Here is a 25,280-nt window from a genome sequence, read left to right on the forward strand (position 1 = left end):
CCGGATACTTACAATCTACTGCGGAGCTGCGAGAATTCCGCGCAGAACCCGTGCAAAGCGCCGCAGATGCCGCAGGCGGCATATGCAGGAACTGGCCTTCACCGGGCATAGTTAAGCCCTTGGGCTTGTGCTTGAAGGTGCAATCAACCGCCGGAGCGCAGGACGTACACGAACAGGGGCCTGAATTGGTAGGGAATGCAACATTCCGGCACAGCAACACCGCCTTGCTTTCGGTGAGCAGCGTCGAAGCTCCGACGATCGTCAGTTCCACGGATTTCGACCGCAGGCTGGCTATGACGCTGCGGCGGCTGAAGATCCCGCCGAAGCTACTCGAACGGGTCGCCGGCATCACGCACCGGCGCTGGTGGGCCCCCGGGACATCTTTCGACGACGCCGCCATCGAGGCGGGCGCGAAGGCCCTGGCCGAGTCCGGCATCGAAGCGGCCGAGGTTGGCCTGCTGATCAACACCTCGGTCACCCGGCGCAACCTCGAACCATCTGTCGCGGTGAAGATCCACCACGGACTCAGCCTGCCGTCTTCGGCCATGAACTTCGACCTGGCCAACGCCTGCCTCGGATTCGTCAACGGCATCACCCTGGCGGCCAACATGATCGACTCCGGCCAGATCAAGTACGCGGTGATTGTCAACGGTGAGGATGCCCAAGCCACGCAGGAGGCCACCATAGCGCGGCTGCAGCGGCCCGAGACGACGCGCGAGGACTTCAACCGCGAGTTCGCCACACTCACCCTGGGTTCCGGAGCCGCTGCGGCGGTCCTGGGCCCGGCGGACCGGCACCCCGGGGCGCACCGGGTCCTCGGCGGCGTGATGCGCGCCGGCACCGAGCACCATGAACTGTGCGTGGGCGGCATCGACGGCATGGCCACCGACACCAAGGGCCTGCTCGACGGCGGCCTGCAGCTGGTGGTCGACGCCTGGCACGAGGCCCAGCAGGAGTGGAACTGGTCCTCGATGGACCGCTACGTCACGCACCAGGTGAGCACTGCCTATACCCAGGCCATCATCGACGCCATTGACCTGGACCCGGAGAAGGTGCCCATCACGTTCCCGCACTGGGGCAATGTGGGCCCGGCCTCCCTCCCAATGACCCTCGCGGCCGAAGCGCAGACCCTCGGAACCGGAGACCGCGTGCTGTGCATGGGCGTCGGATCCGGCCTGAACACCGCGATGGTGGAAATAATTTGGTAGCCGCCGGCTGGCCCGGCGTCGACCCCGAATGGTCGCGCGAAATCGATGTGGCGTCCACCTCCGCCGCGGATGAGCCCGGAGCCGTGCGCCGCTGGCACCTGCTCGACAACGGTGCCCAGCTCTCCCGCCGCGGCCTGACTCCTGCCGGCACCCTGCTGTGCGTGCACGGCAACCCGACGTGGTCCTACCTGTGGCGGACCCTGCTGGCCGCCGGATCCGACCCCGCACATCCGTGGCGTGTGGTGGCGGTGGACCAGCTGGATATGGGATTCTCCGAGCGCACCGGCACGTTCCGGCGCCTGGCGGACCGGATCAACGACCTGGGCGACCTCACCGCCGCGCTCGGGCTGGGCGGGCCGGTGGTCACCGTCGGCCACGACTGGGGCGGCGTGATCAGCCTCGGCTGGGCCCTGGCACATCCGCAGCAGCTCGCCGGGGTGGTGCTGACCAACACCGCCGTCCACCAGCCCTCCGGCGCGCACATCCCGCCGGCGCTGCGGCTTGCCCTGCACCCTGCCGTGCACCGCTGGGGAACCACGACGTCGGACGCCTTCCTGCGGGTGACGCATTCCCTGGCGCACCCGCCGCTGGCCGCGGATGTCCGCAGCGCCTTCATGGCCCCGTACCGGGGCGTCGGCCGCCGCGCCGGCGTGGGGAACTTTGTCGCGGACATTCCCGCCGACGCGTCCCATCCCAGCTTCCCGGCGCTCAGCCGCGTCGCCGAAGGGTTGCGCGGGCTGAGGATTCCGGCCCTGATGCTCTGGGGCCCGCGAGACCCGATCTTTTCCGATAAGTACCTCAAGGACCTCATCAGCCGGCTGCCGGACGCGAAAGTGCACCGCTTCGAGGGTGCCGGCCACCTGGTCGCGGAAGACCGGGACATCGCCGCTCCCGTCTTCGCGTGGCTTGCCGAGCGCGGACGGGACAGTGGACCCGGCCGTCAGCGGACGGACGCCCCGACCGACCGCCCGACGCTGGAGGACGGGGCAGGGCCGCTGAAGGACGGGCCCCTGAAGCCCGGGGCCGGGGTCCCGCCCCTGTGGGCGCCGCTCACCGAGCTGGCGGCAGGACCCGCCGGCGGGGACACCGCCGTCGCGGAAATGGCCGCGGACGGCAGCGTCGCCCGCTCGCTCGGCTGGCGGGAGCTGGAACAGAGTATCGCCGCCCTCGCGGCGGGCCTGCACGAAGGCGGTGTGGGGCACGGCAGCCGGGTGAGCCTGATGGTTCCGCCGGGCGTGGATTTGACCGTGGTCCTCTATGCCTGCCTGCGCCTCGGCGCGGTGGTGGTCGTGGCGGATGCCGGCCTGGGCACCCGCGGCCTGAGCCGCGCCGTGAAGGGCGCCACCCCGGATTTCCTCATCGGAATCGACCGGGCGCTTGCGGCTGCCGCGGTACTCGGCTGGCCGGGACGGCGCATCAGTGTGCGGGACCTGCCGGCCGCCCGCCGCCGCCTCCTCACGGTCGAAACCTCCCTCGCCGCCCTCGCCCGCCGCGGAGCGAGCCCCACGCCGGAGCTCCCTTGCCGGCGTCCGGCCCTGGCTCCGGACCCGGACGAGGCTCCGGACCCGGACGCCCCCGCCGCCGTGCTCTTCACCTCCGGTTCCACTGGTCCTGCCAAGGGCGTGCTGTACACGCACCGGCAGCTGGCGGCGATGCGGGATACCGTGGCCGCGACGCTGGGGATCCGCCCGGGCGCACGCCTGGTGGCGGGCTTCGCGCCGTTCGCCCTGCTGGGTCCGGCGCTCGGAGCAGTCTCGGTGACGCCCGCCATGGACGTCACCAGGCCCCGCACCCTGACGGCCCGCGCGCTGGCGGACGCCGCCGCAGCCATCAACGCCACGGTAATCTTCGCCTCGCCCGCAGCGCTGCGCAACGTCCTCGCGACCCAGAGCGGCCTGAGCCGGGCCGGGCACGAGGCCCTGGGGCGCGTGGAGCTGCTGCTCTCCGCCGGCGCGCCCGTCCCCGAAGCCCTCCTCGGAGAGGTGCAGCGGCTGCTGCCCCGGGCCTTGCTGCACACCCCGTACGGGATGACCGAAGCGCTGCCCGTCACCGACATCAGCCTCGAACAGATCCGCGCCGCCGAGGCCGACGCCGCCGCCGGAACCGTGGCGGGGGCCGGCAATGGCGTGTGCGTGGGCCGGCCGGTGCACGGCGCCCGCGTGGCCGTCATCCCGCTCGCCGCGGATGGCACCGCACCCGGGAACCGCCCCGTCACGGAGGCGGGAGTTACCGGCGAGATCCTCGTCAGCGCCCCGCATGTGAAGGAAGCCTACGACAGGCTCTGGCTGACCCAGCGCGAGAGCGTTCGCACGGCCGGATGGCACCGCACCGGCGACGTCGGGCACTTCGACGCCGCCGGCCGGCTCTGGGTGGAAGGTCGCCTCGCGCACGTCGTGACAGCGCCGGGTACTGTCGTCACGCCCGTAGGCGCCGAGCAGGCCATCGAACGCCTGGACGACGTCGGGCTGGCCGCCGTCGTCGGCGTCGGTCCGTCCGGTACGCAGGCCGTCGTCGCCGTCGTCGAGACCGTACCTCCCGCCCGCCGGGCCGGGCCCGCCGCGCCGCAGCTCGCCGGGCGCGTACGGCACGCGGCCCGTCAGGCAGGCGTCAGCGTCTCGGCCGTGCTCGCCGTCCCCTCCCAGCCAACCGATATCCGCCACAATGCCAAGATCGACAGGACCAGCCTGTCCCGGTGGGCTTCGGCGGTGCTGGCCGGCGGCCGTCCGGGCGCGCCATGAGGATCCTCGTCACCGGCGCGAGCGGCCTGCTTGGACGGGAAGTGGCCCGGCTGCTGGTGCGCCAGGGCCACGCCGTCACCACCTTCCAGCGCCGTCCCACGGGCGTCGAGGGCGCCGCGGACCTCTTGGGGTCCGTCACGGACGACGACGCCGTCCGCCGCGCCGTCGCCGGCGCCGAGGGCGTCATCCATCTGGCCGCGAAGGTCTCCTTCACCGGCCGCGCCGCGGATTTCGAGGAGGTGAATGTCGAAGGCACGCGCCGCCTGCTCCGTGCGGCCCGCGAGGCCGGCGTGCGGGACCTCGTGTTCGTCTCCTCCCCGTCCGTGGCCAACTCGGGGGCCGCCATCGCCGGCCTGGGCGCCGAGCCGGCGGACCCGGCCCGCGCACACGGCCACTACTCCCGTACCAAGGCCGAGGCCGAACTGCTGGCGCTGGCCGCGGACTCGCCGGAATTCCGGGTCGCAGCGGTGCGCCCGCACATCGTCTGGGGCCCCGGCGACACGCAGCTGGTGGAACGGGTGCTGGACCGTGCCGGCCGCGGCCGCCTGCCGCTGCTCGACGCCGGGGCGGCCCTGATCGACACCACCTACGTGGACAACGCCGCCTCGGCCATCGTCGCCGCGCTGCACCGCATGGAGCACATCCACGGCCGGGCGCTCGTCGTCAGCAACGGCGAACCCCGCCCGGTCGGCGAGCTGCTGGCGGGCATCTGCGCCGCGGGCGGCGTCCCTGCGCCGTCGTGGACGGTTCCGGGCTGGCTCGCGCGCGCGGCAGGATCGGTGCTGGAGAAGGTCTGGACCCGGGCCGGCCGGGCGGAGGAGCCGCCGATGACCAGATTCCTCGCTGAGCAGCTCTCCACCGCCCACTGGTTCGACCAGCGCGAGACCCGTGAACTCCTCAACTGGACCCCCGCCGTTTCGCTTGACGAGGGCCTGGTGAGGCTGGCCGAGTACTACCAGCGGCCGTTGCGGGGCCTGGGCTGGCAGACGGGGCAGGTGTAGGAGGACCGGTTCATGAACTGGTCCCGCTTGAGGATGCTCACCAGGCCCGCGGCGGCGCAGCGCCTGCACTCCTGCCCAACGCGGCCGTAGGCGTTGAGTGAACGGTCGAAGTAGCCGGAGGCGCCGTTGACGTTGACGTAGAGCGAATCGAAGCTTGTTCCGCCGGCGGCCAGGGCGTCCGTCATGACCTCCCGCGCGGCGTCCAGCACCCGCTCGGCGTCCGCCCGGCGCAGGGTGTCCGTGGGGCGCGCGTAATGCAGCTGTGCCTTCCAGAGGGCCTCGTCCGCGTAGATGTTGCCGATCCCCGAGACCAGCCCCTGGTCCAGCAGGGCCCGCTTGAGGCCGGTCTTCCGGGCCCGGAGGCGGCGGTAGAACTCGTCGAAGGAGAAGTACGGGTCCAGCGGGTCCCGGGCAATGTGCGAGGCTTCCTCGGCGATCAGCGGAAGCGGCGTTTCGGCGAGCCCGCCGGGACCGCCGTCGGACGTGGCGATCAGCGAGGTGAGGAAGAGTCCGCCGAAAATGCGCTGGTCCACGAAGCGGAGCTGTTCCGGCATGCCCTCGGCCGGGCTCAGGCGCAGCCGGACCTTCAGGTGTTTCTCGTCCGGAACACCGGCGTCCTGCATCAGGAGCTGCCCGGACATGCCCAGGTGGGCCATGAGTGCCACGGCCGGACGGGCGGCTGGGCCGTCTCCCGATACAGCGTCTCCCGATACAGCGGCGGCGCCGTCCGGTGTGTCGGCCAGCGGCAGCCAGAGGAACTTCCCGCGCCGGACCACGTCCAGGACCCGGGCACCTTCGAGGTTGCCGGCGAAGTCCTCGGGACCGAGAGCGTGCCGGCGGACGGAGCGCGGATCCACCACGTCAACGGACGTGATGATCCGGCCCCGTACCCAGCTCACCAGGCCGCGGCGGACAACTTCAACCTCGGGCAGTTCAGGCACAGCGGGTGCCTAGCGGCCATGTTCGTTGGTTCGTCGGGGGTCCACCGGACGGGACATGCCCCGCGCCGGGGCCAGCCAATGGACATACTCCCGTTGTGCCCGGTCCCGAGCGCGAAGAGCGGACATGTCCTCCCGGGGACGTGGCCCGACGCCCCCAGCGGAGCGACTGCACGTGCCCCGGATCAGGACATGCCCCGCGCCGGAGCCAGCGAATGGACATATTCCGCTCATGCCCTGTCCCGGGCGCGACGACTGGACATGTCCTCCCGGGGAAGTGGCCCGACGCCCCCGACGAATCAACGAACATGACCACTAGCTGCCGGTCTGGGTCTTCAGCTGCTGCGTCTCCGAACGCGTGTCCGAAGGTGTTCCGGGAACCGGTGCCGCGGGTGCGGAGAGCCGGCGCCAGGCGTCCGCGGCGGCTTCCTGCTCGGCTTCCTTCTTCGAATTCCCCGAGCCGGTGCCGTAGTCATTGCCGCCGATCCGCAGTATCGCCTCGAACATCCGCGCGTGGTCCGGGCCGGAGCCCTCCACCGCGTAGTTGATGGTGCCCATCTGCCGGCTGGCGGCCAGCTCCTGGATGCTGGTCTTCCAGTCGGTGCCGGCGCCGAGGGCGGCAGCGTCCGCCAGGAGCGGCCCGACCAGCCGCATGACAAGCTGGCGTGCCGTCTCGATGTCGTTGGAGATGTAGGTGGCGCCGATCAGCGCCTCCATGGTGTCCGCCAGGATGGACGCCTTGTTCTTGCCCTCGGTGAGCTTCTCGCCCTGTCCGAGGAAGATGTATTCGCCGAGCCCGATGCTGCGGCCGATGCCGGCCAGCGCCCGGGTGCTGACGACGGCGGAGCGGCGCTTGGCCAGGTCCCCTTCCGGCAGCGTGGGGTTGTCACGGTACAGCGCGTCGGTGACGGAGAAGCCCAGGATGGAGTCACCCAGGAATTCGAGCCGTTCGTTGGTGGGAATGCCGCCGTTTTCGTAGGCGTAGGAACGGTGTGTGAGCGCAAGACGAAGCGTCCCGGCGTCAATAGAGACACCGAGACGCTTCAGAAGCTCTTCAGTTGAAGACATCTTATTCAGCCTGTCGGCGGATTAGACGTCTGCGACCTTGCGGCCCTTGTATTCAAGGAACAGCGCGGTGCCAGCCGAGTCGGTAACGACCTTTGCCTGGTGCGGCAGGCTGTAGGTAACCTGGCCGTTTTCGACAGTCTTCACCAGGTGGGGGGCGGTTGCCTTCCACTGGGAGCGGCGGGCGCGGGTATTCGAGCGAGACATTTTCCGCTTCGGGACAGCCACGGCTAACTCATTTCTCTCTAGTCCAACACTTACAAATCAGTTTTGCCGGTCAGGCTTAGCCAGGTCGGCTAGGGCAGCCCAGCGAGGATCTACGATCTCGTGGTGATGCCCCGGCTCGTCTTCCAGGCGAACTCCACATTCGGAGCAAAGGCCCTGGCAGTCTTCCCGGCACACCGGCTGGAACGGCAGCATGGTGACAACTGCGTCCCGCAACACCGGCTCAAGATCGATAACATCGCGCTCGACTCGATATTGCTCTTCTTCGTCTTCTTCATCCGGGAACTCAGAGTCCTCGTAGAAGAAAAGTTCCTGCACATCGACCTCAAGGTCATACGCAAGGGGATCCAGGCATCGGCCGCATTCGCCAGTTACTTTGACGTTTGCGGTTCCTGATACCAGAATTCCTTCGTGTACGGCCTCCAGCCGCAGGTCCAGCCCGACATCCGAGCCTTCCTGCACGCCAATGAGCGCCACACCAAGATCACCTGGTGCGGGTACATGTTCCGTCAGCGTCCGCATGCTTCCCGGACTGCGTCCGAGGTCCTTGACGTCGAACGCCAAGGGCGAACTAGCATCTCGTTTAATGAGAACTCCTGTTGAACATATGACCGACGTACTATCTTAGCCTGATCTTCCGGACGGACTCAAACCGGACGCGGGCCTGCAGTTTTCACCGCAGTCCAGCCCCGATAAGGGCCGCGCAACCGGCAGCAGGCCGCCGAGTACCGATCAAGCTTACCCCCTGCGGGCCTGATCCTGGCCAGGCTCGCCCCCGTGCAGCCGTTTCAGCACGGATCGGGGCACAAACTCCGAGACATTGCCGCCGAGGGTGAAGACTTCCTTGATCAGGGTGGACGACAAATGAAGGTAATGGGCTTCCGCCGGAAGGAAGACCGTTTCGACGCCGGTGAGCTGCCGGTTCATGGTGGCCATGGGCAGTTCGTAGTCGAAGTCCGACGACGAACGCAGGCCCTTGACGATGGCGGACACACCCCGCTGGCGGCAGTACTCGGCCAGCAGCCCCTCCCCCACCGGCTCCACAACAATCCCGCGCAGGGACGCCAGTGTTTCGCTGGCCATCTCGATCCGCTCGTCCAGGCTGAAGCGGTACTTCTTCGCGTAGTTGGTGGATACTGCCACGATCACCTCATCGAAGAGGCCGGCGGCTCTGGCGATGACTTCCAGGTGTCCATTGTGAATGGGGTCGAAGGAGCCAGGGCATACGGCGCGTCTCATGCTCCGAACCTACCGTATGCCCGCCGCCGGGCGGGATAACATGGCTGAATGTCCCAGCTCCCTCCCCAGTTCCCGTGGCAGCGGGCCGCCACCGGCGCCAACCTGCTCTCCGCCGAAGGCACCCTGGGTGTCACCATCTTCGAGGAAATGACCACGCTGGCGCTGCACACCGGCGCCATCAACCTGGGACAGGGATTCCCGGACGAGGACGGCCCGGCGGAGATCAAGGCGGCCGCCCAGGCCGCGATCGCCGCCGGCTACAACCAGTACGCGCCGGGCAAGGGCATCGTGGAACTGCGCGAGGCAATCTCCCTCCACCAGGAGCGCTTCTACGGCCTGACCCCGGACCCGCAGACGGAAATCATCGTCACCACCGGCGCCACCGAGGCCATTGCCGCCTCGCTGCTGGCGCTCGTGGGCCCCGGCGACGAGGTCCTCACCTTCGAGCCGTTCTACGACTCCTACGGCGCCATCATCGGCCTTTCCGGCGCCCGCCACGTCACCGCGCCGCTGCTGGCACCGGACTTCATGCCGGACCTGGACGCCCTAGAAGCGGCATTCAGCCACCGCACCAAGGTGGTGCTGGTCAACAACCCGCACAACCCGACCGGAGCGGTGTTCCCGCGCTGGGTGCTGGAGCGCGTCGTCGAGCTGGCCACGAAGTACGACGCCGTCATCATCACCGACGAGGTCTACGAACACCTCACCTTCGGCGTCCGCCACATCCCCCTGGCCACCCTGCCCGGGGCGGCCGAGCGCACCCTCACCATTTCCTCGGCCGGGAAGACGTTCTCTTTCACCGGCTGGAAGATCGGCTGGCTCAGCGGCCCCGAACACCTCGTCGCAGCCGCCCGGACCGTGAAGCAGTTCCTCAGCTACAGCTCCGGCACACCCTTCCAGGGCGCCATCGCCGTGGGCCTCGGCCTGCCGGACGAGTTCTATGCCGGGATCGCCGACACCCTCCAGCTCAAGCGGGACATCCTCAGCGAGGGCCTCCGCGCCGCCGGGCTGGACGTCTTCACCCCGCAGGGGACGTACTTCGTGAACGTGGACACCGCGCCGCTGGGCATCTCGGACTCCGTGGACCTGGCCCGCCGGCTGCCGGCGCTGATCGGCGTCGCCGCGATCCCGGTGCCGGTTTTCTGCCACCCGGAAGGAGCCGAGCGCACCCGCAGCCTGCTGCGCTTCGCGTTCTGCAAGCGGATCGACGTCCTGCAGGAGGCCGCCGAACGGCTGGCAACCCTGCGGGACAGGCTCTAAAGGGGTGGCCGGAACACCGGCGGCGTCGCGCTTCCTGCGCACCACGGGCCAGCACGCCACGATCGAGGCCGATGAATTCACCGAAGGCGGCTTCGTCCTCAGCATCGGCGGGGCCGAGCAGTCCCACGTGAACTTGGCGGATCCCTCGGACATTTTCTACGAGTACCTGCGTCGGATCGGGCATGTGGTGGACCTCGCGGCGTCGTGGGGTGAGCCCATCAGCGCGCTCCACCTCGGCGCCGGGGCCCTGACGCTGGCCCGCTACATCCAGGCCACCCGGCCCGGCTCCGTGCAGTACGCGGTGGAACTGGAGCGGGAACTGCTGGACTTCGTGCTGCAGCAGCTGCCGTTGCCCGAAGGCATCCGGCTGCACACGGTGGTCGGCGACGCCAGGGAGGCGCTGGCCGGGCTGCCTGCGGGACAGCGCTTCGACGTCGTGATCCTGGACATTTTCTCCGGCCCCGAGGCACCCGCGCATCTTGCCTGCACGGAGTTCTACCGTGAGGCCGCCGCGACGCTGAGCCCGCGCGGGGTGCTGATCGTCAACGTGGGTGACGAACCCGGGCTCACACTGGTCCGGAGCCAGGTGGCCGCGCTGCGCCGGGCGATGACGGACGTGTCGGCGGTCGCCGAGGCCGGCATCTTCACCGGCCGGTATCCCGGCAACATCATCCTGACCGGCACGCAGGCGCCGTGGCCGGAGGCGTGGACCGCGGCGCTGATGGCCCGCGGCCCGCACCCAGCGAAGGTGCTGTCCGGCGTCGGGCTGGATGTGCTCTCGGACTGACGGCTTGGCCGCCCGGGGGTCGGGCTTGCCTTCCGGGCCGCAGCCGGCGGCGGCGAACGCCGATGCGTTGCGCCGCGCGTGAGCTCGGGCGCTTACGCGAGTGAGAGCGAAGTTATCCGAGATGGTTTGCGCACGTTGACCGCGCGCGACCGAGTGCTCGAATCTTGGCTTCGCGAGGAAGTAGTGAGTGCCTATGACGCACTCGTGACCGATCCCTCCGCTGTGGTGAGCGTCGATGAGGTGCGGGCGCGGCTTTCGGCGAAGCATGCCGAACATCCGTGACTCACTATCGGGTTGTTTTCCGGCGGGAAGCGCTGCAACAGCTTGAGGAGCTTTACTCATCGCCGATGCCGGGTCTCCCGCTACTGCGGCAGACTTCACTGAATCGATCGTCTCGTTCTGTGAAGGTCTAACCGATTTTCCCTACCGCGGTTTGGCGAGGGAGGACCTCCATCCTGGGCTGAGGACGATTGGCTACAGGAAGCGCCGCAAGACACAGAGCCATCGCGCGCATGGCGTCAATAGTTTCACCCCGCGACCCGCGTCCGGCTTACGGGCCAGTTCAGCGAGGAACCACCGCCTGACCGTGCATCGATAGGGCCGCCCGCCACTCGATGGTCATCCAACACCTCGTGCCGGCGGAGGACCGCTCGCGCTAACGATGAACAGGCCTTGATATGCAAGTCACCACTTGCCTATAATTTATCCATGGTCGATGTCTTCCGAGCTCTCGACGACGAGACGAGGCGCCTTGTCCTCGACGAACTGTCAGTGCGCGACGGCCAGACCCTGTTCGAGATCTGTTCCGTGCTCACGATGCGGCATGGTCTCAGCCTCACGCGCCAGGCGATCTCGCAGCACCTCGGCGTGCTCGAGTCGGCTGGCCTCATCGTGACGGAGCGGCGCGGACGTTCCAAGTTCCACTACTTCAACCCCGAGCCACTCGCCGAGATCACCGGACGATGGCCCACCAGAAAGAGGACCGAGCAATGAGAATTGACCTGACCAGCGTGTTCGTCGACGACCAGCGAGCAGCTCTCGCCTTCTACACCGAGGTGCTCGGCTTCACGAAGCGCCGGGACATCCCCCTCGGTGACAACTTCTGGCTCACCGTCGTGTCCCCCGAATCAACTGACGGTCCGGAACTGTTGCTGGAGCCGTCGGACCACCCCGCCGTGAAGCCGTATCGGGATGCTCTCGTCGAGGACGGCATCCCACTCGCTCAATTCGCCGTCGACGACATCGAGGCCGAGCATGCCAGGCTCACCAGCAAGGGCGTGGTGTTCACGCAGCCGCCAACGGACATCGGCACCGCTGTCGTCGCCGTCTTTGATGACACGTGCGGCAACCTCATTCAGCTCATCGAAATGAAACCGGACGAGAACCACGCCGACGCCCGGTGAAGGTTCCCCACATGGGAGGATCCTGTCCAGCGCGAAAGGTCTGCTAGATACCGTCGGGTTCCGCCGCCGGGTCCACGTCCTCGTCCGCGGCCTCCACGCCCGGCTCGGCGAACCACAGCTTGGTCTCCCCGTACTTCCGTTCGGCAAACCGCTCCATACCGTCCGGCCAGGTGGGTTCGGGGGTCCGCGAGGAGCGTTCCACCACGACGACGGCACCTTCCGCCAGGTGCGGTGCGAGCCTGGCCAGCACCTCGGCCAGCGCCGGTTCCTCCAGCGGGTAGGGCGGATCCAGGAAGACAAGGTCCCAGCGCGCGGCTTCGATGGTCCGGTCCAGGAACGATTCGACCTTGGAGCGGTGCACCGAGACCACCTTGCGGCGCGCGACGGTGTTGACGAGGTCCGCGTTGCGCTGGCAGACCTCGCTGGCCCTGGCATCGAACTCCACGAGGTCGACGGATTCGGCGCCCCGGCTGGCGCTCTCCACGCCGAGGGAACCGGAACCGGCGTAGAGATCCAGCACGCGGGCGTCCGCCACCACCTCGAAGGCATCCAGCCGCGAAAACAGCGCCTCCTTGACCCGGTCCGTGGTGGGGCGGGTCAGGGAGCCGGGCACACTGACCAGCGTCGTTCCGCCGGCGGCGCCGGCGATGATGCGGCTCATGGCCGGGGCCCCGTCGCCGGGTGGATTCTGCTAGCCGCGTTCAAGGAACGCCTCCTTCTCAGGGTTCAAATACTCATCAATGGCTTCGGCGAGTGCGGGGTGCACGGCCAGCGAGGGGTCGGCCGCCACGATCCGCTGGGCGTCCTGCCGGGCCCGGGCAATGATGTCCTCGTGGTCCAGCACCCGCAGGAGCTTCAGCGTGGACCGGCCGCCGGACTGGGAGGCGCCCAGGATGTCGCCCTCACGGCGCAGCTTGAGGTCCTCCTGCGAGAGCACGAACCCGTCCGTGGTGGCCGCGACGGCCTCGAGCCGGCGGCGGCTGGGATGGCCGGGTTCCAGGGTGGTGACCAGCAGGCAGGTCCCGGGCAGGCCGCCGCGGCCCACCCGGCCGCGGAGCTGGTGGAGCTGCGAGATGCCGAACCTGTCCGCGTCCAGGATCACCATGAGCGTGGCGTTGTGCACGTCCACGCCGACTTCGATCACGGTGGTGGAGACGAGCAGTTGGGTCTCGTTCGCGGTGAACGAGGCCATGGTCCCGGACTTGAGCGACGGGTCCTGCCTACCGTGCAGCGGCGCCAGGGCCACCCCGGCGAGTGCCGGTTCGTCCCGGAGTTGTTCGACGACGCCGGTCACGGACGCCAGCTCGCGCGCGCCGCCGTCGCCTTCGAGGTCCGCGGCGGACGGTTCGGCTTCCCCGGGACTGAAGTCGCCGTCGTCGTCGGTGCCGATCTTGGGGCAGACGACGTAGACCTGATGGCCGGCGTCGATCTCCTCGCGGGAGCGGGACCACAGCCGGGCGAGCCACGCGGGGTGCTCGGCCAGCCCCACGACGTGCGTGGTGATGGGCGCGCGCCCCGCCGGCAGCTCATCCAGCACGGAGGTTTCGAGGTCGCCGAACACGGTCATGGCCACGGTCCGCGGGATGGGGGTGGCGGTCATGACTAGCAGGTGCGGCGGTTTGCTGGCCTTGGACCGGAGCACGTCGCGCTGTTCCACGCCGAAGCGGTGCTGCTCGTCCACCACGATCAGGCCGAGGTCGTAGAAGGAGACGTTGTCGCTGAGCAGCGCGTGCGTTCCGATCACGATCCCGGCCGTTCCGGAGGCGGCGTCCAGCATGGCCTGCTTCCGCGCCGCGGTGGGCATGGAGCCGGTCAGCAGGCTGACCTGGACGGCGTCGGCTCCGAAGCCGCCGAGCATCCCGTCCCGGGACAGCGGGCCGAGCGTGCGGCGGATCGACTCGAAGTGCTGGGCGGCGAGGACCTCGGTGGGGGCCAGCAGGGCCGCCTGTCCCCCGGCGTCGACCACCTGCAGCATGGCGCGCAGGGCCACGATCGTCTTGCCGGAGCCCACCTCGCCCTGCAGCAGCCGGTTCATCGGGGAAGCCTGGGCGAGCTCGTCGGCGAGCGTCTTGCCGACGGCGGACTGGCCGGCTGTCAGCGTGAACGGCAGCTGGCGGTCGAAGGCGGGCAGCAGGCCGCCGGCTGCGGGGCGGCGGGCGGTGGCCTCCTCGGCGGCGAGCAGGGCGCGGCGCCGTGCCAGTGCGGACTGGAGCACCAGGGCTTCCTGGTATCGGAACCTGTCGCGGGCCCGCTGCCAGTCCGGGGGCGTCTGCGGGGCGTGGATCAGGCGGTAGGCCTCCGCGACGGGCAGGAATTTCTCCCGGGCGGCAATCTCCGCCGGCAGCGGATCAGCCAGGGCCTCGAGCTCCGCGGTTTCCAGGAGCGTGGAAATCACCTTCTGGATGGACCAGCTGGTCAGCTTGGCGGTGGCCGGATACACCGGGATGGGCATGGCCGCGAGCTCTTCCGGATCCATCCCCGGCGTCTCAGGGTCCTCGTCGAGCAGCTGGAAATCAGGGTTGGTCAGCCCGAGGGCGCCAGCGTAGCGCGTGACCTTGCCGGAAAACAGGGCGCGCCGGCCCGGCTGGAGTTCGGCTTTGGCCCGGAAGCCGTTGAAGAAGCTCACCTTCAGGGTGCCCGGCATCCGTGCCCCCGGGGGCCGCTGGACACCGCCGGCGGCGGCGGCGCCGGCTCCCCCGGCATCATCGGAGATTACGACGTCGGTCAGGGAACCGCGGCGGGCGCGCATGGACCGGGTGCTGTTGGAGATCACCCGGGCGATGAGTGTGACTTCCTCGTCGTGCGGGACCTCACTGATCGGGGTCAGCTCACCGCGATTGAGGTAGCGGCGCGGGAAGTAGTTCAGCAGCCCGCCCACGGTGGTGATGCCGAGGTGCTTCTCAATGACCGCCGCGGAGCGCTTGCCGATCCGGCGCTCCAGGCCGAGGTCCAGTTCAGCGTTCATGTCCGTCGGGGTCCCGGGGCTCAAATTCCCGGGGCTCAAATTCCGGCGGCTCAAATTCACGCGGCAGGGCGAGTTCGCTGACGGAAAAGTCCGAGGGTTCGCCGAGCGAGCGGATCAGGGCCACGGCAGGGTCCGCATCCAGGACATGGACGTGGACCCGCCAGCGGTACCGGCCGGAACTGTCGGCCGCGGCGCCCACCTGGCTCATAATGACAGAATCGCCCATCTCATCGAGCCGCTGGCGCATCATCGCGGCATCCAGCGGCGAGAGCGTGATGGTGCACATGACTTCCACGCCCTCGTCCCTGGGCATGGCGGCGTGGATGTGCGGATCCTGGACGTCGTAGCCGTGCAGGCCGTCGAGGAGCTCACTCTGCAGTTCCTCGCCCAGGACGGCGGAGCGCAGGCAGTCAAGGATCAGCAGCATGCCCACCCCGCCGGCGTCCACCACATGGGCTGCCTGCAGGGCGTCGAGCTGGTCCTCGGTGTGGATCACCGCTGCCAGGGCAGCCTCGACGGCGGCATCCAGTGCCAGTCCGAGCGTCTGGTTGCTGTCGTCGCCATCGTGCGCTGACTCCACGGCGGCGGCGGCGCGGGCGGCAGACTCCATGACGGACAGCATGGTTCCCGGCACGGGATCGCTCAGGGCGGACCAGGCCCGGATCTGGGCCCGGTTGAGCGCGGCGGCCAGCAGCGGGGCGCTCAGCCGGGTGTGGCCGGCGAGAGGCTCGGCCGCTGCGCAGAGGAAAACAGCCAACAGGGTCCCGGAGTTGCCGCGGGCGTGCTCCATGGCGGCCTGGCCGGCCAGTGCCAGGACCGCGCCGACGTCGTTCTGGGCCGGATCGGGGCGCCCGGAAACGGGCTGGGCCAGGTCCCGGGTGACCAGCGGGATGGAGGCGGTGACGGAGGTTGAGGAGGCGGCGCCCGTGTTCAGGGCTGTGTTCGTGCTTTGCAGTGCGTGCGCCGCGGCCCGGACCGTCAGGTAAAGGTTGGTGCCGGTATCGCCGTCGGCGACGGGGAAAATGTTGATGGCGTTCAGGCGGTCGCTGTGGTTCCCCAGCGTTGTTTCTGCCTTGCCCAACCACCGCTTCATCGCTTGCGCGTTGGCGGCAATCTTAGTCTGCAAAGTGATCCCATCCCACGGTGTCAGCGGGCCGGCCCGCGATCTTGACGCCCGCGCTGTCCATAAGTGCAGGGGCTTCTACCGAGCCTATCGCAGTGAAACCGGGAGGCAGCCGAAGGCCTGCGGGGAATGTGGCGAGCAGTCCGTGGTCTTCCCCGCCGCCCAGCACCCAGGCCAGGGGGTCGGCGCCCAGCAGCGCCGACGCCGGCAGCAAGGGAACGGCGAGTTCCTTCAGTGCGGCGGCGTCCAGGTTGAGCACGGCGCGGCTGGCTGCCGCCATGCGGCCGCCGTCGCGCACCAGGCCGTCGGAGATGTCCATCATCGCCGTGGCCCCGGCTTCCCGGGCCAGCGGACCGGCGGCGAGCGGCGGCCGGGGCCGGCATTGGGTGTCCATCAGGGCCCGCTGTTCCCCGCTGAGCGAGTGAACGCCGGTGTCCGATTCGAGCAGGGCCAGCCCGGCGGCCGCCCGGCCCACGGTTCCCGCCAGCGCCAGCGTGTCCCCGGGGCGGGCTCCGGAGCGCAGCACCGGTTCCCTGCCTTCCAGGGTCCCCAGGATCGCGACGCTGACAGCCAGTTCACGCCCGCGGCCCAGGTCGCCCCCGGCCACGGCACACTCCGGCGCGCCAAGTTCCCGGATGCCGGCGGTCAGTCCGTCCGCGAAGTCCTCCACCCAGGAGACGGCCGTTTCCGGTGGCATCGTCAGGCTCACCACCATGGCCGTGGCGCGGGCTCCCATAGCGTTGATATCGCTGAGGTTTTGCGCGGCGGCCTTCCAGCCGACGTCGTATCCGCTGGTCCGGTAACCGTTGTTCCATTCGAGCCGGAAGTCCTGGTCCGCCACCTGGGTGTCGATGCTGATCACGGTCCGGCCGTCCGGCACCGCCACGATGGCGGCGTCGTCCCCGGGGCCAAGCAGGACGGCGGGGTTGCCGCCGGAGCCGCGGTGCAGACGGGGGAAGATGCGTTCGAGGAGCTCGGACTCGGAGAGCGCGGCAACGGTCAGGCAAGCTTCGGGCACAGCGGAGTCAGGCGCAGTGGAGTTGGTCACAGCGGAGTTCGGCACAGCGGAGCCAGGCACAGTCGATTCAGTCACAGCCCTACGCTACCGCGGGGGCCTGACAACAGGGCCGGGACGGTGACGCCGGGCACCCCGGCAGCGCCCCCGCGGGACCCGCGGCGGGCGGGTCTCCGCGGACACGGATTCACACCGCGCGGAGGGCGTCCAGTAGCATCGATGGGTCAGCGGCCTAAACTCTTTGGGGGAATCACCATGCCCAGTGTCATGCCAATTTTCGGGACCCGTCCCGAAGCTATCAAGATGGCCCCTATCGTTGCCGCCCTTCAGGAATCTGAGCATTTCGACTGCGTCGTCACGGTCACGGGTCAGCATCGCGAGATGCTCGATCAAGTCAACGAGCTCTTCGGCATTGTGCCGGATCATGATCTGAATATTCTGCAGCAGCGCCAGTCACTCTCCGCCATCATGACCCGGACCATCGATGGGCTGGACAAACTCTTCGCAGCCAACAAGCCAGACGTCGTCATCGTCCAGGGTGACACCACCACGTCCACCGCCGGCGCCATTGCAGCGTTCTACCACGGCATCCCCGTGGTGCACGTTGAAGCAGGCCTTCGCAGCGGAGACCTGTTCTCCCCGTTTCCGGAGGAGGCAAACCGCAAAATCACCAGTCAAATCGCCAGCCTCCACCTTGCACCCACCAGCGTGAGCAAGGCCAACCTCGTCGCCGAGGGAATCGACCCGGCCAGCATCGTCATTACCGGAAACTCTGTCATCGACGCGTTGCTCACCACGGTGGGCAAGCAGATCCCCTTCACGGACCCGCAGCTGGAGGAACTCGCCGCCAGCGGCAGGAAGATCCTCCTAGTCACCACCCACCGGCGTGAAAACCAGGGCGGCGCCATGCAGGGCGTGGGCCGGGCCCTGGCCAGAATCGCGGAAGCCGAACCGGACCTGATGATCGTGCTGCCGGCCCACAAGAACCCGGTGGTCCGCGAGGCTGTGCTCCCGGCGCTGACAGGCCTATCCAACGTCATTGTCACCGAGCCGCTGGCCTACGGTGAATTCACCCGCATGCTTTCCCTCGCCCACATCGTCCTGACGGACTCCGGAGGCGTGCAGGAAGAGGCCCCCAGCCTCGGGAAGCCCGTCCTCGTCATGCGGGACAACACCGAACGGCCCGAAGCGGTCGACGCCGGCACCGTCGCCCTGATCGGGACCGACGAAGAGGTCATCTTCAAGGAAGTCGACCGTCTCCTGCATGATCAGGAACACTTTGACTCTATGGCAAATGCGGTCAATCCTTACGGCGACGGCCGCGCATCCGAGCGGACAGTCGCGGCCGTGGCCGCCCTGCTAAACCTCGGTCACCGGCTCCCCGAATTCGGCCAGTAGCTGCGGGCCGGCTGACGTATCTTGAGGGGTAGCCGAGCCCCCAAGAGCGTGGGTGGGCAGTGGTCCGACGGCTTGATGTTTCGTGTCCTTAGCTGCGCTTAACACTGGGCTGGTGACCGCGTTGATTCTCCGGTTTTCGGTGAGGACGCGCGGGCCGGTCATGCCCTGTCCGTGCCCGCGGGGTGGGCCCGTAAGGGTCCCCGTGACTCAGGCGCCCTTCCTTTAGGCTTCTGCGGTGGCCGGGATCCGGTGGTTTCCCGGTATTTGAAGAGTTGAGCAGGTTGTAGCAACCCGCCGGGAGCTCCCATTCGCGGGCGGCTTGCTCGAGCCCGCCACCCGGCCTGCCGGGCCTACCACGACCGGAAACGCGGCAAAGGCAAAAGCCACAACCAGGCCCTCGTCGCCCTCGCCAGGAGACGCTGCGATACCCTCTACATCATGCTTCGGGACGGAACCCTCCACCAGCCGAGAACCACCGCAGTGACCTGATAGAACCCCAAGGATCTCCGTACAGCAGCCACCGCCCGATTGGAAGATTCAGGAGGCCGGCGACGGGCTGGGCACGGAGCCGCTAGGATTCGCATACCCCAGGCGCCCCTATGAGTCAGAACGTGGGACCAATGCATCTTGACGAGGTCATCGACCAGTTTCATCAAGCGGTAAATCAGTTTGCTAAAGGCGACCCGGAACCCGCCAAGGCCATTTTCTCCCACAGCGGAGATGTCTCCCTTGCTAATCCCTGGGGCCCTCCGGTGGTGGGCTGGGAGCGAGTATCAGAGGCCCTCGATTCAGCGGCGGCACGGTTCAAAGATGGACGCGTCACCGCTTTTGATGCCCTCACCAAGCACGTCACTACCGATCTCGCCTGCTTCCTGGACATAGAACACTGGCAGGCCAATGTCGGAGGAGGAGACAAAATATCGCCGTTTGATCTGCGGGTAACGAGCATTTATCGCCTTGAAGGTGACACTTGGGCACTCGTGCACCGCCACGCAGACCCAATCACCACACCGCAGGCACCGGACGCCGTGCTGCGAAAATAGCGCACGGGATTCACGCGATCCGAATCCACCCCGGGGTTGCAGACGCACATGGCCGGCCGGACAAAGGGCCGTGCGCTCGACGCCGAGCCCCATTGTCCCGGGCGTGCCCCGGTCCAGGGTGCGACATGCCCTCCCATGCATCTTGACGAAAACCATAGCGGCACCCCGTGTTTGAGCCAGCCGGTCGCGATGAAGAACTCGGTCCCACCGGCGGTCTCGATTTCCGTGACATATTCGTGGTTGGCTGCTGAACAATGCCCGGCATCAATGGTCCATTGGAAGGGCATCTGTCCCACGAGCCGGGTGGTGTGTTCGATCATCGAGGCCAGTGGCCGCCTCCGCCCGGGCCTTCCGGGCGGCTTCGCCCAGTTCCTCGGCGACGACTTCGGCAAATGAACCGGGCCAAATTTTTCAGCGGCAGCCACTCGTCCAGCGACGTCGGCACCAGCATCACCGCGTCCGGCTGAAACGCCCATCGACAAGCGACGAGCCTTCTCAGAAGCGCCCTCGCGAGCCACTTTCCCGCAACCCCGCCCAATGTCCGCGTCTGCCGCCCAAGGTTTTCCCAAGCTGCCCTGTCTAGCGTCTGTCTTATCCCTAAGACCAATGCCGCCAGGAGGCGCAGATGGATCGCAGAACAGCACCTATCCTCCTCCCCGCGACCAGGTCCCTTGCGAGGCACTCTAGGCCGGGGCGCCCGCGTGCTTCTTTCCTGCGGCCCCGCACCACACTGATTCAATCCCTCATTTTGGGGCCGACGGCCGGCAGGCATCGGGCTGGCCGCGGCGGAACGCGGGGGCCAGTGATCCTGGGGGCGCCGCGTGTTGGAATTCTCCGCGCGTCCGCGCTTCTGGTGACAGTCCTGCTGATCATGGGGTACGTGGCGACGGCTCCGCAAACCTCCTCGGGCGCGGCCGGATCGCATGTTCACTCGGCGGCGCTGCCGGCTCCGCAAGACTCCGCGGGCGTGGCCGGACCGCACCTGCACGTCCCCGCGGTGCTGCCGGCTGCCGCGACGGAGGCGCTTCCGGCTCCATTGCCACGGACCGGGTGGACGGCTTCGTCCAGCGACGAGGAGATCTCCGGCCAGAACGGCCGCGCCAGCAATGTGCTCGACGGGGACGCCGCCACCTTCTGGCACAGCAAGTGGACCGCTCCTGCCGGCCCGTTGCCGCACACCATCACGATCGACACTAAGGCGACGCAAAGCATCTCGGGGTTCCGCTATCTCCCGCGTTCCACCACCGCGAACGGGCGGGTCGGCAGCTTCGAGATCCTGGTGAGCACCGATGGCACCACCTGGAGTGCCCCGGTGGCTCAGGGGACCTGGGCGGACAGCAGTGCGGAGAAGACGGTGACCTTCACCGCGGTCAGCGCACGGTACGTCCGGCTGATCGCAACCGCTGAGGCCGGCGACCGCGGTCCGTGGAGCAGCGCCGCCGAGATCAACCTGGTCGCCGGGCAAACCGCACCCGCTGCCGCCGAGATCAACCTGCTCGCCGGGCAAACCGCACCGGCTGCCGCCGAGATCAACGTGCTCGCCGGGCAAACCGCACCCGCTGCCGCCGAGCTCCTCGGCCCGTCGCGGGGGTCCTGGGGGCCGACGATCAACTTCCCGATCGTCCCGGTCGCGGGGGCGCTGTTGCCCGGGAACAAGCTGCTGACCTGGTCCGCCTATGCCCCCACCGCTTACGGTGGCAACCATGGCTACACTCAGACGTCCATCCTGGACCTCACCACCGGCAAGGTGAGCCAGACCCAGGTGTCCAACACCGGTCACGACATGTTCTGCCCGGGGACCTCGATGCTGCCGGACGGCAGGATTATGGTCAGCGGCGGCGCCAGCAGCACGAAAACCAGCCTGTACAACCCTGCGACGAACAAATGGAGCCCGGGGCCGGACATGAAGATCGCCCGCGGCTACCAGAGCAACGTGACCACCTCCACCGGCGAGGTGTTCACCATCGGCGGCTCGTGGTCCGGCGGTACCGGCAACAAGAACGGCGAGGTGTGGTCCGCCGCCGGCGGCTGGCGCACGCTGCCGAACGTGCTGGTCGACAAGATCCTGACCGCCGATCCCCGTGGCGAGTACCGCGCCGACAATCACGCCTGGTTGTTTGCCGCCCCCGGTGGCCGGGTGTTCCAGGCGGGGCCGAGCCGGCAGATGAACTGGATCTCCACCACCGGCCAGGGCAGCATCACCCCGGCCGGACTCCGGGCTGACAGCGCGGACGCGATGAACGGCGACGCCGTGATGTACGACGTCGGAAAGATCCTCACCGTGGGCGGGGCGACCGCCTACGACAACACCCCCGCCACGGCGCGGGCGTACACGATCGACATCAACAACGGGGTCAAAACGGCCCGGACCGCAGACATGGCCGTCACCCGGTCGTTCGCGAGCGGGGTCGCGCTGCCCGATGGCCAGGTCCTCGTGGTCGGCGGTCAGGCCACCCCGGTTCCGTTCACGGACACCGCCGCCAGGATGGCCCCGGAAATCTGGAACCCGGCCACCGGAAAGTGGACCACGCTGGCCCCGATGGCCATCCCCCGGACGTATCACAGCGTCGGCATGCTGCTCCCCGATGGCCGGGTCTTCGCTGGCGGTGGCGGGCTGTGCAACACCTGTACCACCAACCATCTGGACGGACAAATTTTCACCCCGCCGTACCTGCTGAACGCCGACGGGAGTGCCCGCACCCGGCCAGCGATTGTGACCGCACCGGCCAGCGCCGCGACCGGCAGCACGATCGCTGTGACCACCAAGGCGCCCGTCACCAACTTCTCCCTGATGCGGATGAGCACGGTGACCCACACCGTCAACACCGACCAGCGGCGGATCCCGCTCACCGCAACTTCGGTGTCGGGCAACACCGCTTCGCTGACGTTGCCGGCGGACAGCGGCGTGCTGGTGCCGGGCAGCTATATGCTCTTCGCAATGGACGCCAACGGGGTGCCCAGCGTCGCCTCGACGATCAGGATCACCTCTTCGCCAGGTTCTTCGCCAGGTTCTTCGCCAGGTTCTTCGCCAGGTTCTTCGGCAGGTTCCGCGACTGAACCAGGGACACAAATTCCAATAACGCCGTTCCGGGCGTTGGATACCCGTAAAGGTTCCGCGGTCGGCGCTGACTCGTCGGTGTCCTTCCAGGTCGGCGGCGTGAACGGGATCCCTGCGCATGTCTCGGCCGTGACGTTCAACCTCACCGTGACCGATCCCAGGTCCTTCGGCTTCGCCGCCGCCTACGCCTCCGGCGCAGCGCGCCCGAACGCATCCAATGTCAACTTCGCCACGGGCCAGACTGTCCCGAACTCGGTGACCGTTCCTGTAGGGGCCGACGGGAAAGTCACGCTCTTCAACCGTTCCTCGGGTACCACCCACTTCATCGCCGACGTCTCCGGTTATTACATCGCGGGCACCCCGACGGCGGCTGGTGCGTTCAAGCCAACCGCGCCGTTCCGGGCGCTGGACACCCGCAGCCGCACGGCGGTCGGTGCTGACTCGTCGGTGTCCTTCCAGGTCGGCGGCGTGAACGGGATCCCCGCGAATGTCTCTGCCGTGACGTTCAACCTCACAGTGACCCAGCCCCAGTCCTTCGGCTTCGCTGCCGCTTACGCCGGCGCTGCGCGCCCGAACGCCTCCAACCTGAACTTCGCCACGGGCCAGACTGTCCCGAACTCGGTGACCGTTCCCGTAGGTGCGGACGGGAAGGTCACGCTCTTCAACCGCTCCTCCGGTACCACCCACTTCATCGCCGATGTCTCCGGTTATTACATCTCGGGCACCCCGACGGTGGCTGGTGCGTTCAAGCCAACCGCACCGTTCCGGGCGTTGGATACCCGCAGCCACGCCGCGGTCGGGGCTGACTCGTCGGTGTCCTTCCAGGTCGGCGGGGCGAACGGGATCCCCGCGAATGTCTCTGCCGTGACGTTCAACCTCACAGTGACCCAGCCCCAGTCCTTCGGCTTCGCTGCCGCTTACGCCGGCGCTGCGCGCCCGAACGCCTCCAACCTGAACTTCGCCACGGGCCAGACTGTCCCGAACTCCGTGACCGTTCCCGTAGGTGCGGACGGAAAGGTCACGCTCTTCAACCGCTCCTCGGGAACGACCCACTTCATCGCCGACGTCTCCGGCTACTACATCGCCGGCCCCTCGAAATGACGTGACAGCGCCTACGACGCGAGTGGTTCGATGAGGGACTCACCGCGCTGGAATATTGGCGAAGATGGCGCTCGCGACGCCGAAGAACTGGGTCGAGGAATATTCGGAACTTCGACGGGTGTTCAGCCGAACGCGATCACTATGTGAGCAGTGAACGTAGAGCACGTGCGGATACGGGACGCGATGATAAGGCGACCCGAGCTCGGAGAGTGCCTAGTTTTCGCACCAGGAGTAATTTCGCGTCACTGCCCTCAATCTCAGCGTCGACGCCGGCGATCCAAGGTTTTCCCATGCTGCCCGGCCTAGCGTCTGTCGTGTCACCTTAGACCAGTGCCGCCAGGAGGCGCAGATGGATCGTTACGTAGCACCGATCCCCCTCTCCGTGACCCGGTCCCTTGGGAGGCACTCTAGTGATGGGCCCCCGCGTGATTCCTACCGGCGGCCCCACACCACACTGATTCAATCCCTCATTTTGGAGCCAACGGCCGGCAGGCATCGGGCTGGCCGCGGCGGAACGCGGGGGCCAGTGGTCCTGGGGGCGCCGCGTGTTGGAATTCTCCGCGCGTCCACACTTCTGGTGACAGTACTGCTGATCATGGGATACGTGGCGGTGGCTCCGCAAGCCTCCTCGGGCGCGACCGGACAGCACGTGCACTCGGCGGCGCTGCCGGCCGCCGCGAGGGAGGTGGCTCCGCCTGACTCCGCTGGCGTGGCCGGGCCGCACCTGCACATGCCCGCGGTGCTCCCGACTGCCGCGACGGAGGCGCTTCCGGCTGCATTGCCCCGCACCGGGTGGACGGCTTCGGCCAGCGACGAGGAGATCTCCGGCCAGAACGGCCGCGCCAGCAATGTGCTCGACGGGGACACCGCCACCTTCTGGCACAGCAAGTGGACCGCACCTGCCGTCCCGCTGCCGCACACCATCACGATCGACACCAAGGCGACGCGAAGCATCTCGGGGTTCCGCTATCTCCCGCGTTCCACCAACGTGAACGGGCGGATCGGGAGCTTCGAGATCCTGGTGAGCACCGATGGCACCACCTGGAGTGCCCCGATGGCTCACGGGACCTGGCCGGACACCAGTGCGGAAAAGACGGTGACCTTCACCGCGGTCAGCGCCCGGTACGTCCGGCTGACCGCGACCACTGAGGCCGGCAACCGCGGCCCGTGGAGCAGCGCCGCCGAGATCAACCTGCTCGCCGGGCATACAGCGCCTCCAACCGGCGTGCTGCCTCGCTCCGGGTGGACGGCTTCAGCCAGCGACCAAGAGGTCCTTCGCGAGAACGGCCGAGCCAGCAACGTGCTCGACGGCAATGCTGCCACGTACTGGCACAGCAGGTGGTCCCCGGCGCCGGCCGCGCCGCTGCCGCACTCCATCACGATCGACACCAAGGCGACGCAAAGCATCGCGGGGTTCCGCTACCTCCCGCGTTCTGACCTCCCCAACGGGCGGGTCGGCAAATACTCGATCGGAGTCAGCACGAACGGAATCACCTGGAGCGTGGTCGCCAGCGCCACCTGGCCAGACTCCGGCGCGGAGAAGACGGTGACCTTCACCGCGGTCAGCGCCCGGTACGTCCGGCTGACGGCAAGCACTGAGGCCGGCAACCGCGGGCCCTGGAGCAGCGCCGCGGAGATCAATCTCCTCGGCCCGTCGCAGGGGTCCTGGGGCCCGACGATCAACTTCCCGATCGTCCCGGTCGCGGCGGCGCT

Annotated in this window: 22 protein-coding genes and 1 pseudogene; 14 read left to right on the plus strand and 9 right to left on the minus strand. The window is 68.2% G+C overall.

Features of this window, described 5'->3' with window-relative positions; genetic code table 11:
- The first annotated feature begins 185 nt into the window (after positions 1-185).
- From ABIB26_RS19645 to ABIB26_RS19655, 3 genes are read left to right on the plus strand one after another with little or no spacing between them, the layout of a single operon-like run.
- Positions 186-1,208 (plus strand): 3-oxoacyl-ACP synthase III, encoded by a 1,023-nt coding sequence (locus ABIB26_RS19645; RefSeq protein ID WP_354247007.1) that lies wholly within the window; start codon positions 186-188, stop codon positions 1,206-1,208.
- On the plus strand, positions 1,202-3,946 hold the full coding sequence (locus tag ABIB26_RS19650) for an alpha/beta fold hydrolase (RefSeq protein WP_354247009.1): 2,745 nt from the start codon (positions 1,202-1,204) through the stop codon (positions 3,944-3,946). Before ABIB26_RS19645 ends, ABIB26_RS19650 begins: the two co-directional genes overlap by 7 nt.
- Positions 3,943-4,947 (plus strand): NAD-dependent epimerase/dehydratase family protein, encoded by a 1,005-nt coding sequence (locus tag ABIB26_RS19655; RefSeq protein WP_354247012.1) that lies wholly within the window; start codon positions 3,943-3,945, stop codon positions 4,945-4,947. The genes ABIB26_RS19650 and ABIB26_RS19655 overlap by 4 nt, the downstream gene beginning before the upstream one ends.
- Here ABIB26_RS19655 and mutM read toward each other — a convergent pair.
- From mutM to coaD, 5 genes are all read right to left on the minus strand, one after another.
- A complete protein-coding gene (gene mutM / locus ABIB26_RS19660) occupies positions 4,899-5,888 on the minus strand; it encodes a bifunctional DNA-formamidopyrimidine glycosylase/DNA-(apurinic or apyrimidinic site) lyase (protein ID WP_354247015.1) in 990 nt (329 codons plus the stop codon). The genes ABIB26_RS19655 and mutM overlap by 49 nt on opposite strands.
- Before the next feature lie 312 nt (positions 5,889-6,200).
- Positions 6,201-6,953 (minus strand): ribonuclease III, encoded by a 753-nt coding sequence (rnc, locus tag ABIB26_RS19665; protein ID WP_354247018.1) that lies wholly within the window; start codon positions 6,951-6,953, stop codon positions 6,201-6,203.
- Positions 6,954-6,974: 21 nt separating this feature from the next.
- Positions 6,975-7,178 carry a 50S ribosomal protein L32 gene (gene rpmF / locus ABIB26_RS19670; RefSeq protein WP_009356569.1) on the minus strand — a complete coding sequence of 68 codons (204 nt, stop codon included), beginning with the start codon at positions 7,176-7,178 and terminating at the stop codon, positions 6,975-6,977.
- A 36-nt stretch (positions 7,179-7,214) separates the two neighbouring features.
- Positions 7,215-7,739, minus strand: coding sequence for a YceD family protein (locus tag ABIB26_RS19675; RefSeq protein WP_354247021.1), 525 nt, complete (start codon positions 7,737-7,739; stop codon positions 7,215-7,217).
- Positions 7,740-7,913: 174 nt separating this feature from the next.
- Entirely contained in the window at positions 7,914-8,414 is a 501-nt protein-coding gene (gene coaD / locus ABIB26_RS19680) for a pantetheine-phosphate adenylyltransferase (protein WP_354247024.1), read from the minus strand.
- A gap of 48 nt (positions 8,415-8,462) precedes the next feature.
- On the opposite strand from coaD, the gene ABIB26_RS19685 reads away from it, so the two are divergent.
- The 5 genes from ABIB26_RS19685 to ABIB26_RS19700 all read left to right on the plus strand — a co-directional run bounded on the left by ABIB26_RS19685 (position 8,463) and on the right by ABIB26_RS19700 (position 11,864).
- Positions 8,463-9,674, plus strand: a complete 1,212-nt coding sequence (locus ABIB26_RS19685) for an aminotransferase class I/II-fold pyridoxal phosphate-dependent enzyme (RefSeq protein ID WP_354247027.1) — start codon at positions 8,463-8,465, stop codon at positions 9,672-9,674.
- Between the two features lie 4 nt (positions 9,675-9,678).
- Positions 9,679-10,461 (plus strand): spermidine synthase, encoded by a 783-nt coding sequence (locus ABIB26_RS19690; protein ID WP_354247030.1) that lies wholly within the window; start codon positions 9,679-9,681, stop codon positions 10,459-10,461.
- Between the two features lie 78 nt (positions 10,462-10,539).
- Positions 10,540-10,743 (plus strand): ribbon-helix-helix domain-containing protein, encoded by a 204-nt coding sequence (locus ABIB26_RS23805; protein ID WP_502913719.1) that lies wholly within the window; start codon positions 10,540-10,542, stop codon positions 10,741-10,743.
- Positions 10,744-11,169: 426 nt separating this feature from the next.
- A complete protein-coding gene (locus ABIB26_RS19695) occupies positions 11,170-11,454 on the plus strand; it encodes an ArsR/SmtB family transcription factor (RefSeq protein ID WP_354247032.1) in 285 nt (94 codons plus the stop codon).
- Entirely contained in the window at positions 11,451-11,864 is a 414-nt protein-coding gene (locus tag ABIB26_RS19700; RefSeq protein WP_354247035.1) for a VOC family protein, read from the plus strand. The genes ABIB26_RS19695 and ABIB26_RS19700 overlap by 4 nt, the downstream gene beginning before the upstream one ends.
- Positions 11,865-11,907: 43 nt before the next feature.
- Here the strand turns inward: ABIB26_RS19700 and rsmD are convergent, their stop codons facing one another.
- Genes rsmD through ABIB26_RS19720 form a run of 4 tightly spaced genes read right to left on the minus strand, consistent with a single transcriptional unit; the run spans position 11,908 to position 17,000 of the window.
- A complete protein-coding gene (rsmD, locus tag ABIB26_RS19705) occupies positions 11,908-12,525 on the minus strand; it encodes a 16S rRNA (guanine(966)-N(2))-methyltransferase RsmD (protein ID WP_354247038.1) in 618 nt (205 codons plus the stop codon).
- A gap of 30 nt (positions 12,526-12,555) precedes the next feature.
- Entirely contained in the window at positions 12,556-14,829 is a 2,274-nt protein-coding gene (locus ABIB26_RS19710) for an ATP-dependent DNA helicase RecG (protein WP_354247039.1), read from the minus strand.
- Positions 14,819-15,922 carry a DAK2 domain-containing protein gene (locus ABIB26_RS19715; RefSeq protein ID WP_354247055.1) on the minus strand — a complete coding sequence of 368 codons (1,104 nt, stop codon included), beginning with the start codon at positions 15,920-15,922 and terminating at the stop codon, positions 14,819-14,821. Before ABIB26_RS19715 ends, ABIB26_RS19710 begins: the two co-directional genes overlap by 11 nt.
- Positions 15,923-15,944: 22 nt before the next feature.
- Positions 15,945-17,000 (minus strand): thiamine-phosphate kinase, encoded by a 1,056-nt coding sequence (locus tag ABIB26_RS19720; RefSeq protein WP_502913721.1) that lies wholly within the window; start codon positions 16,998-17,000, stop codon positions 15,945-15,947.
- A gap of 222 nt (positions 17,001-17,222) precedes the next feature.
- On the opposite strand from ABIB26_RS19720, the gene wecB reads away from it, so the two are divergent.
- The 6 genes and pseudogenes from wecB to ABIB26_RS19750 form a co-directional block, all read left to right on the plus strand.
- The gene (gene wecB, locus ABIB26_RS19725; RefSeq protein WP_354247042.1) at positions 17,223-18,365 is read left to right on the plus strand and encodes a non-hydrolyzing UDP-N-acetylglucosamine 2-epimerase; all 1,143 of its coding nucleotides are present in this window, start codon (positions 17,223-17,225) and stop codon (positions 18,363-18,365) included.
- A 336-nt stretch (positions 18,366-18,701) separates the two neighbouring features.
- Positions 18,702-18,854, plus strand: a pseudogene (locus tag ABIB26_RS19730) (IS110 family transposase); the annotation flags it as partial.
- A gap of 131 nt (positions 18,855-18,985) precedes the next feature.
- Complete coding sequence (locus tag ABIB26_RS19735; protein ID WP_354247044.1) at positions 18,986-19,408, plus strand: YybH family protein; 423 nt, start codon at positions 18,986-18,988, stop codon at positions 19,406-19,408.
- A 267-nt stretch (positions 19,409-19,675) separates the two neighbouring features.
- Positions 19,676-19,804, plus strand: a complete 129-nt coding sequence (locus ABIB26_RS19740) for a hypothetical protein (RefSeq protein WP_354247047.1) — start codon at positions 19,676-19,678, stop codon at positions 19,802-19,804.
- A 457-nt stretch (positions 19,805-20,261) separates the two neighbouring features.
- Entirely contained in the window at positions 20,262-23,567 is a 3,306-nt protein-coding gene (locus ABIB26_RS19745; protein ID WP_354247049.1) for a galactose oxidase family protein, read from the plus strand.
- A gap of 577 nt (positions 23,568-24,144) precedes the next feature.
- Positions 24,145-25,280: discoidin domain-containing protein (locus ABIB26_RS19750; RefSeq protein ID WP_354247052.1), on the plus strand; the 1,136-nt coding region annotated here is incomplete at its 3' end.

Source organism: Arthrobacter sp. UYEF20 (assembly GCF_040546335.1).
GTDB lineage: Bacteria > Actinomycetota > Actinomycetes > Actinomycetales > Micrococcaceae > Arthrobacter.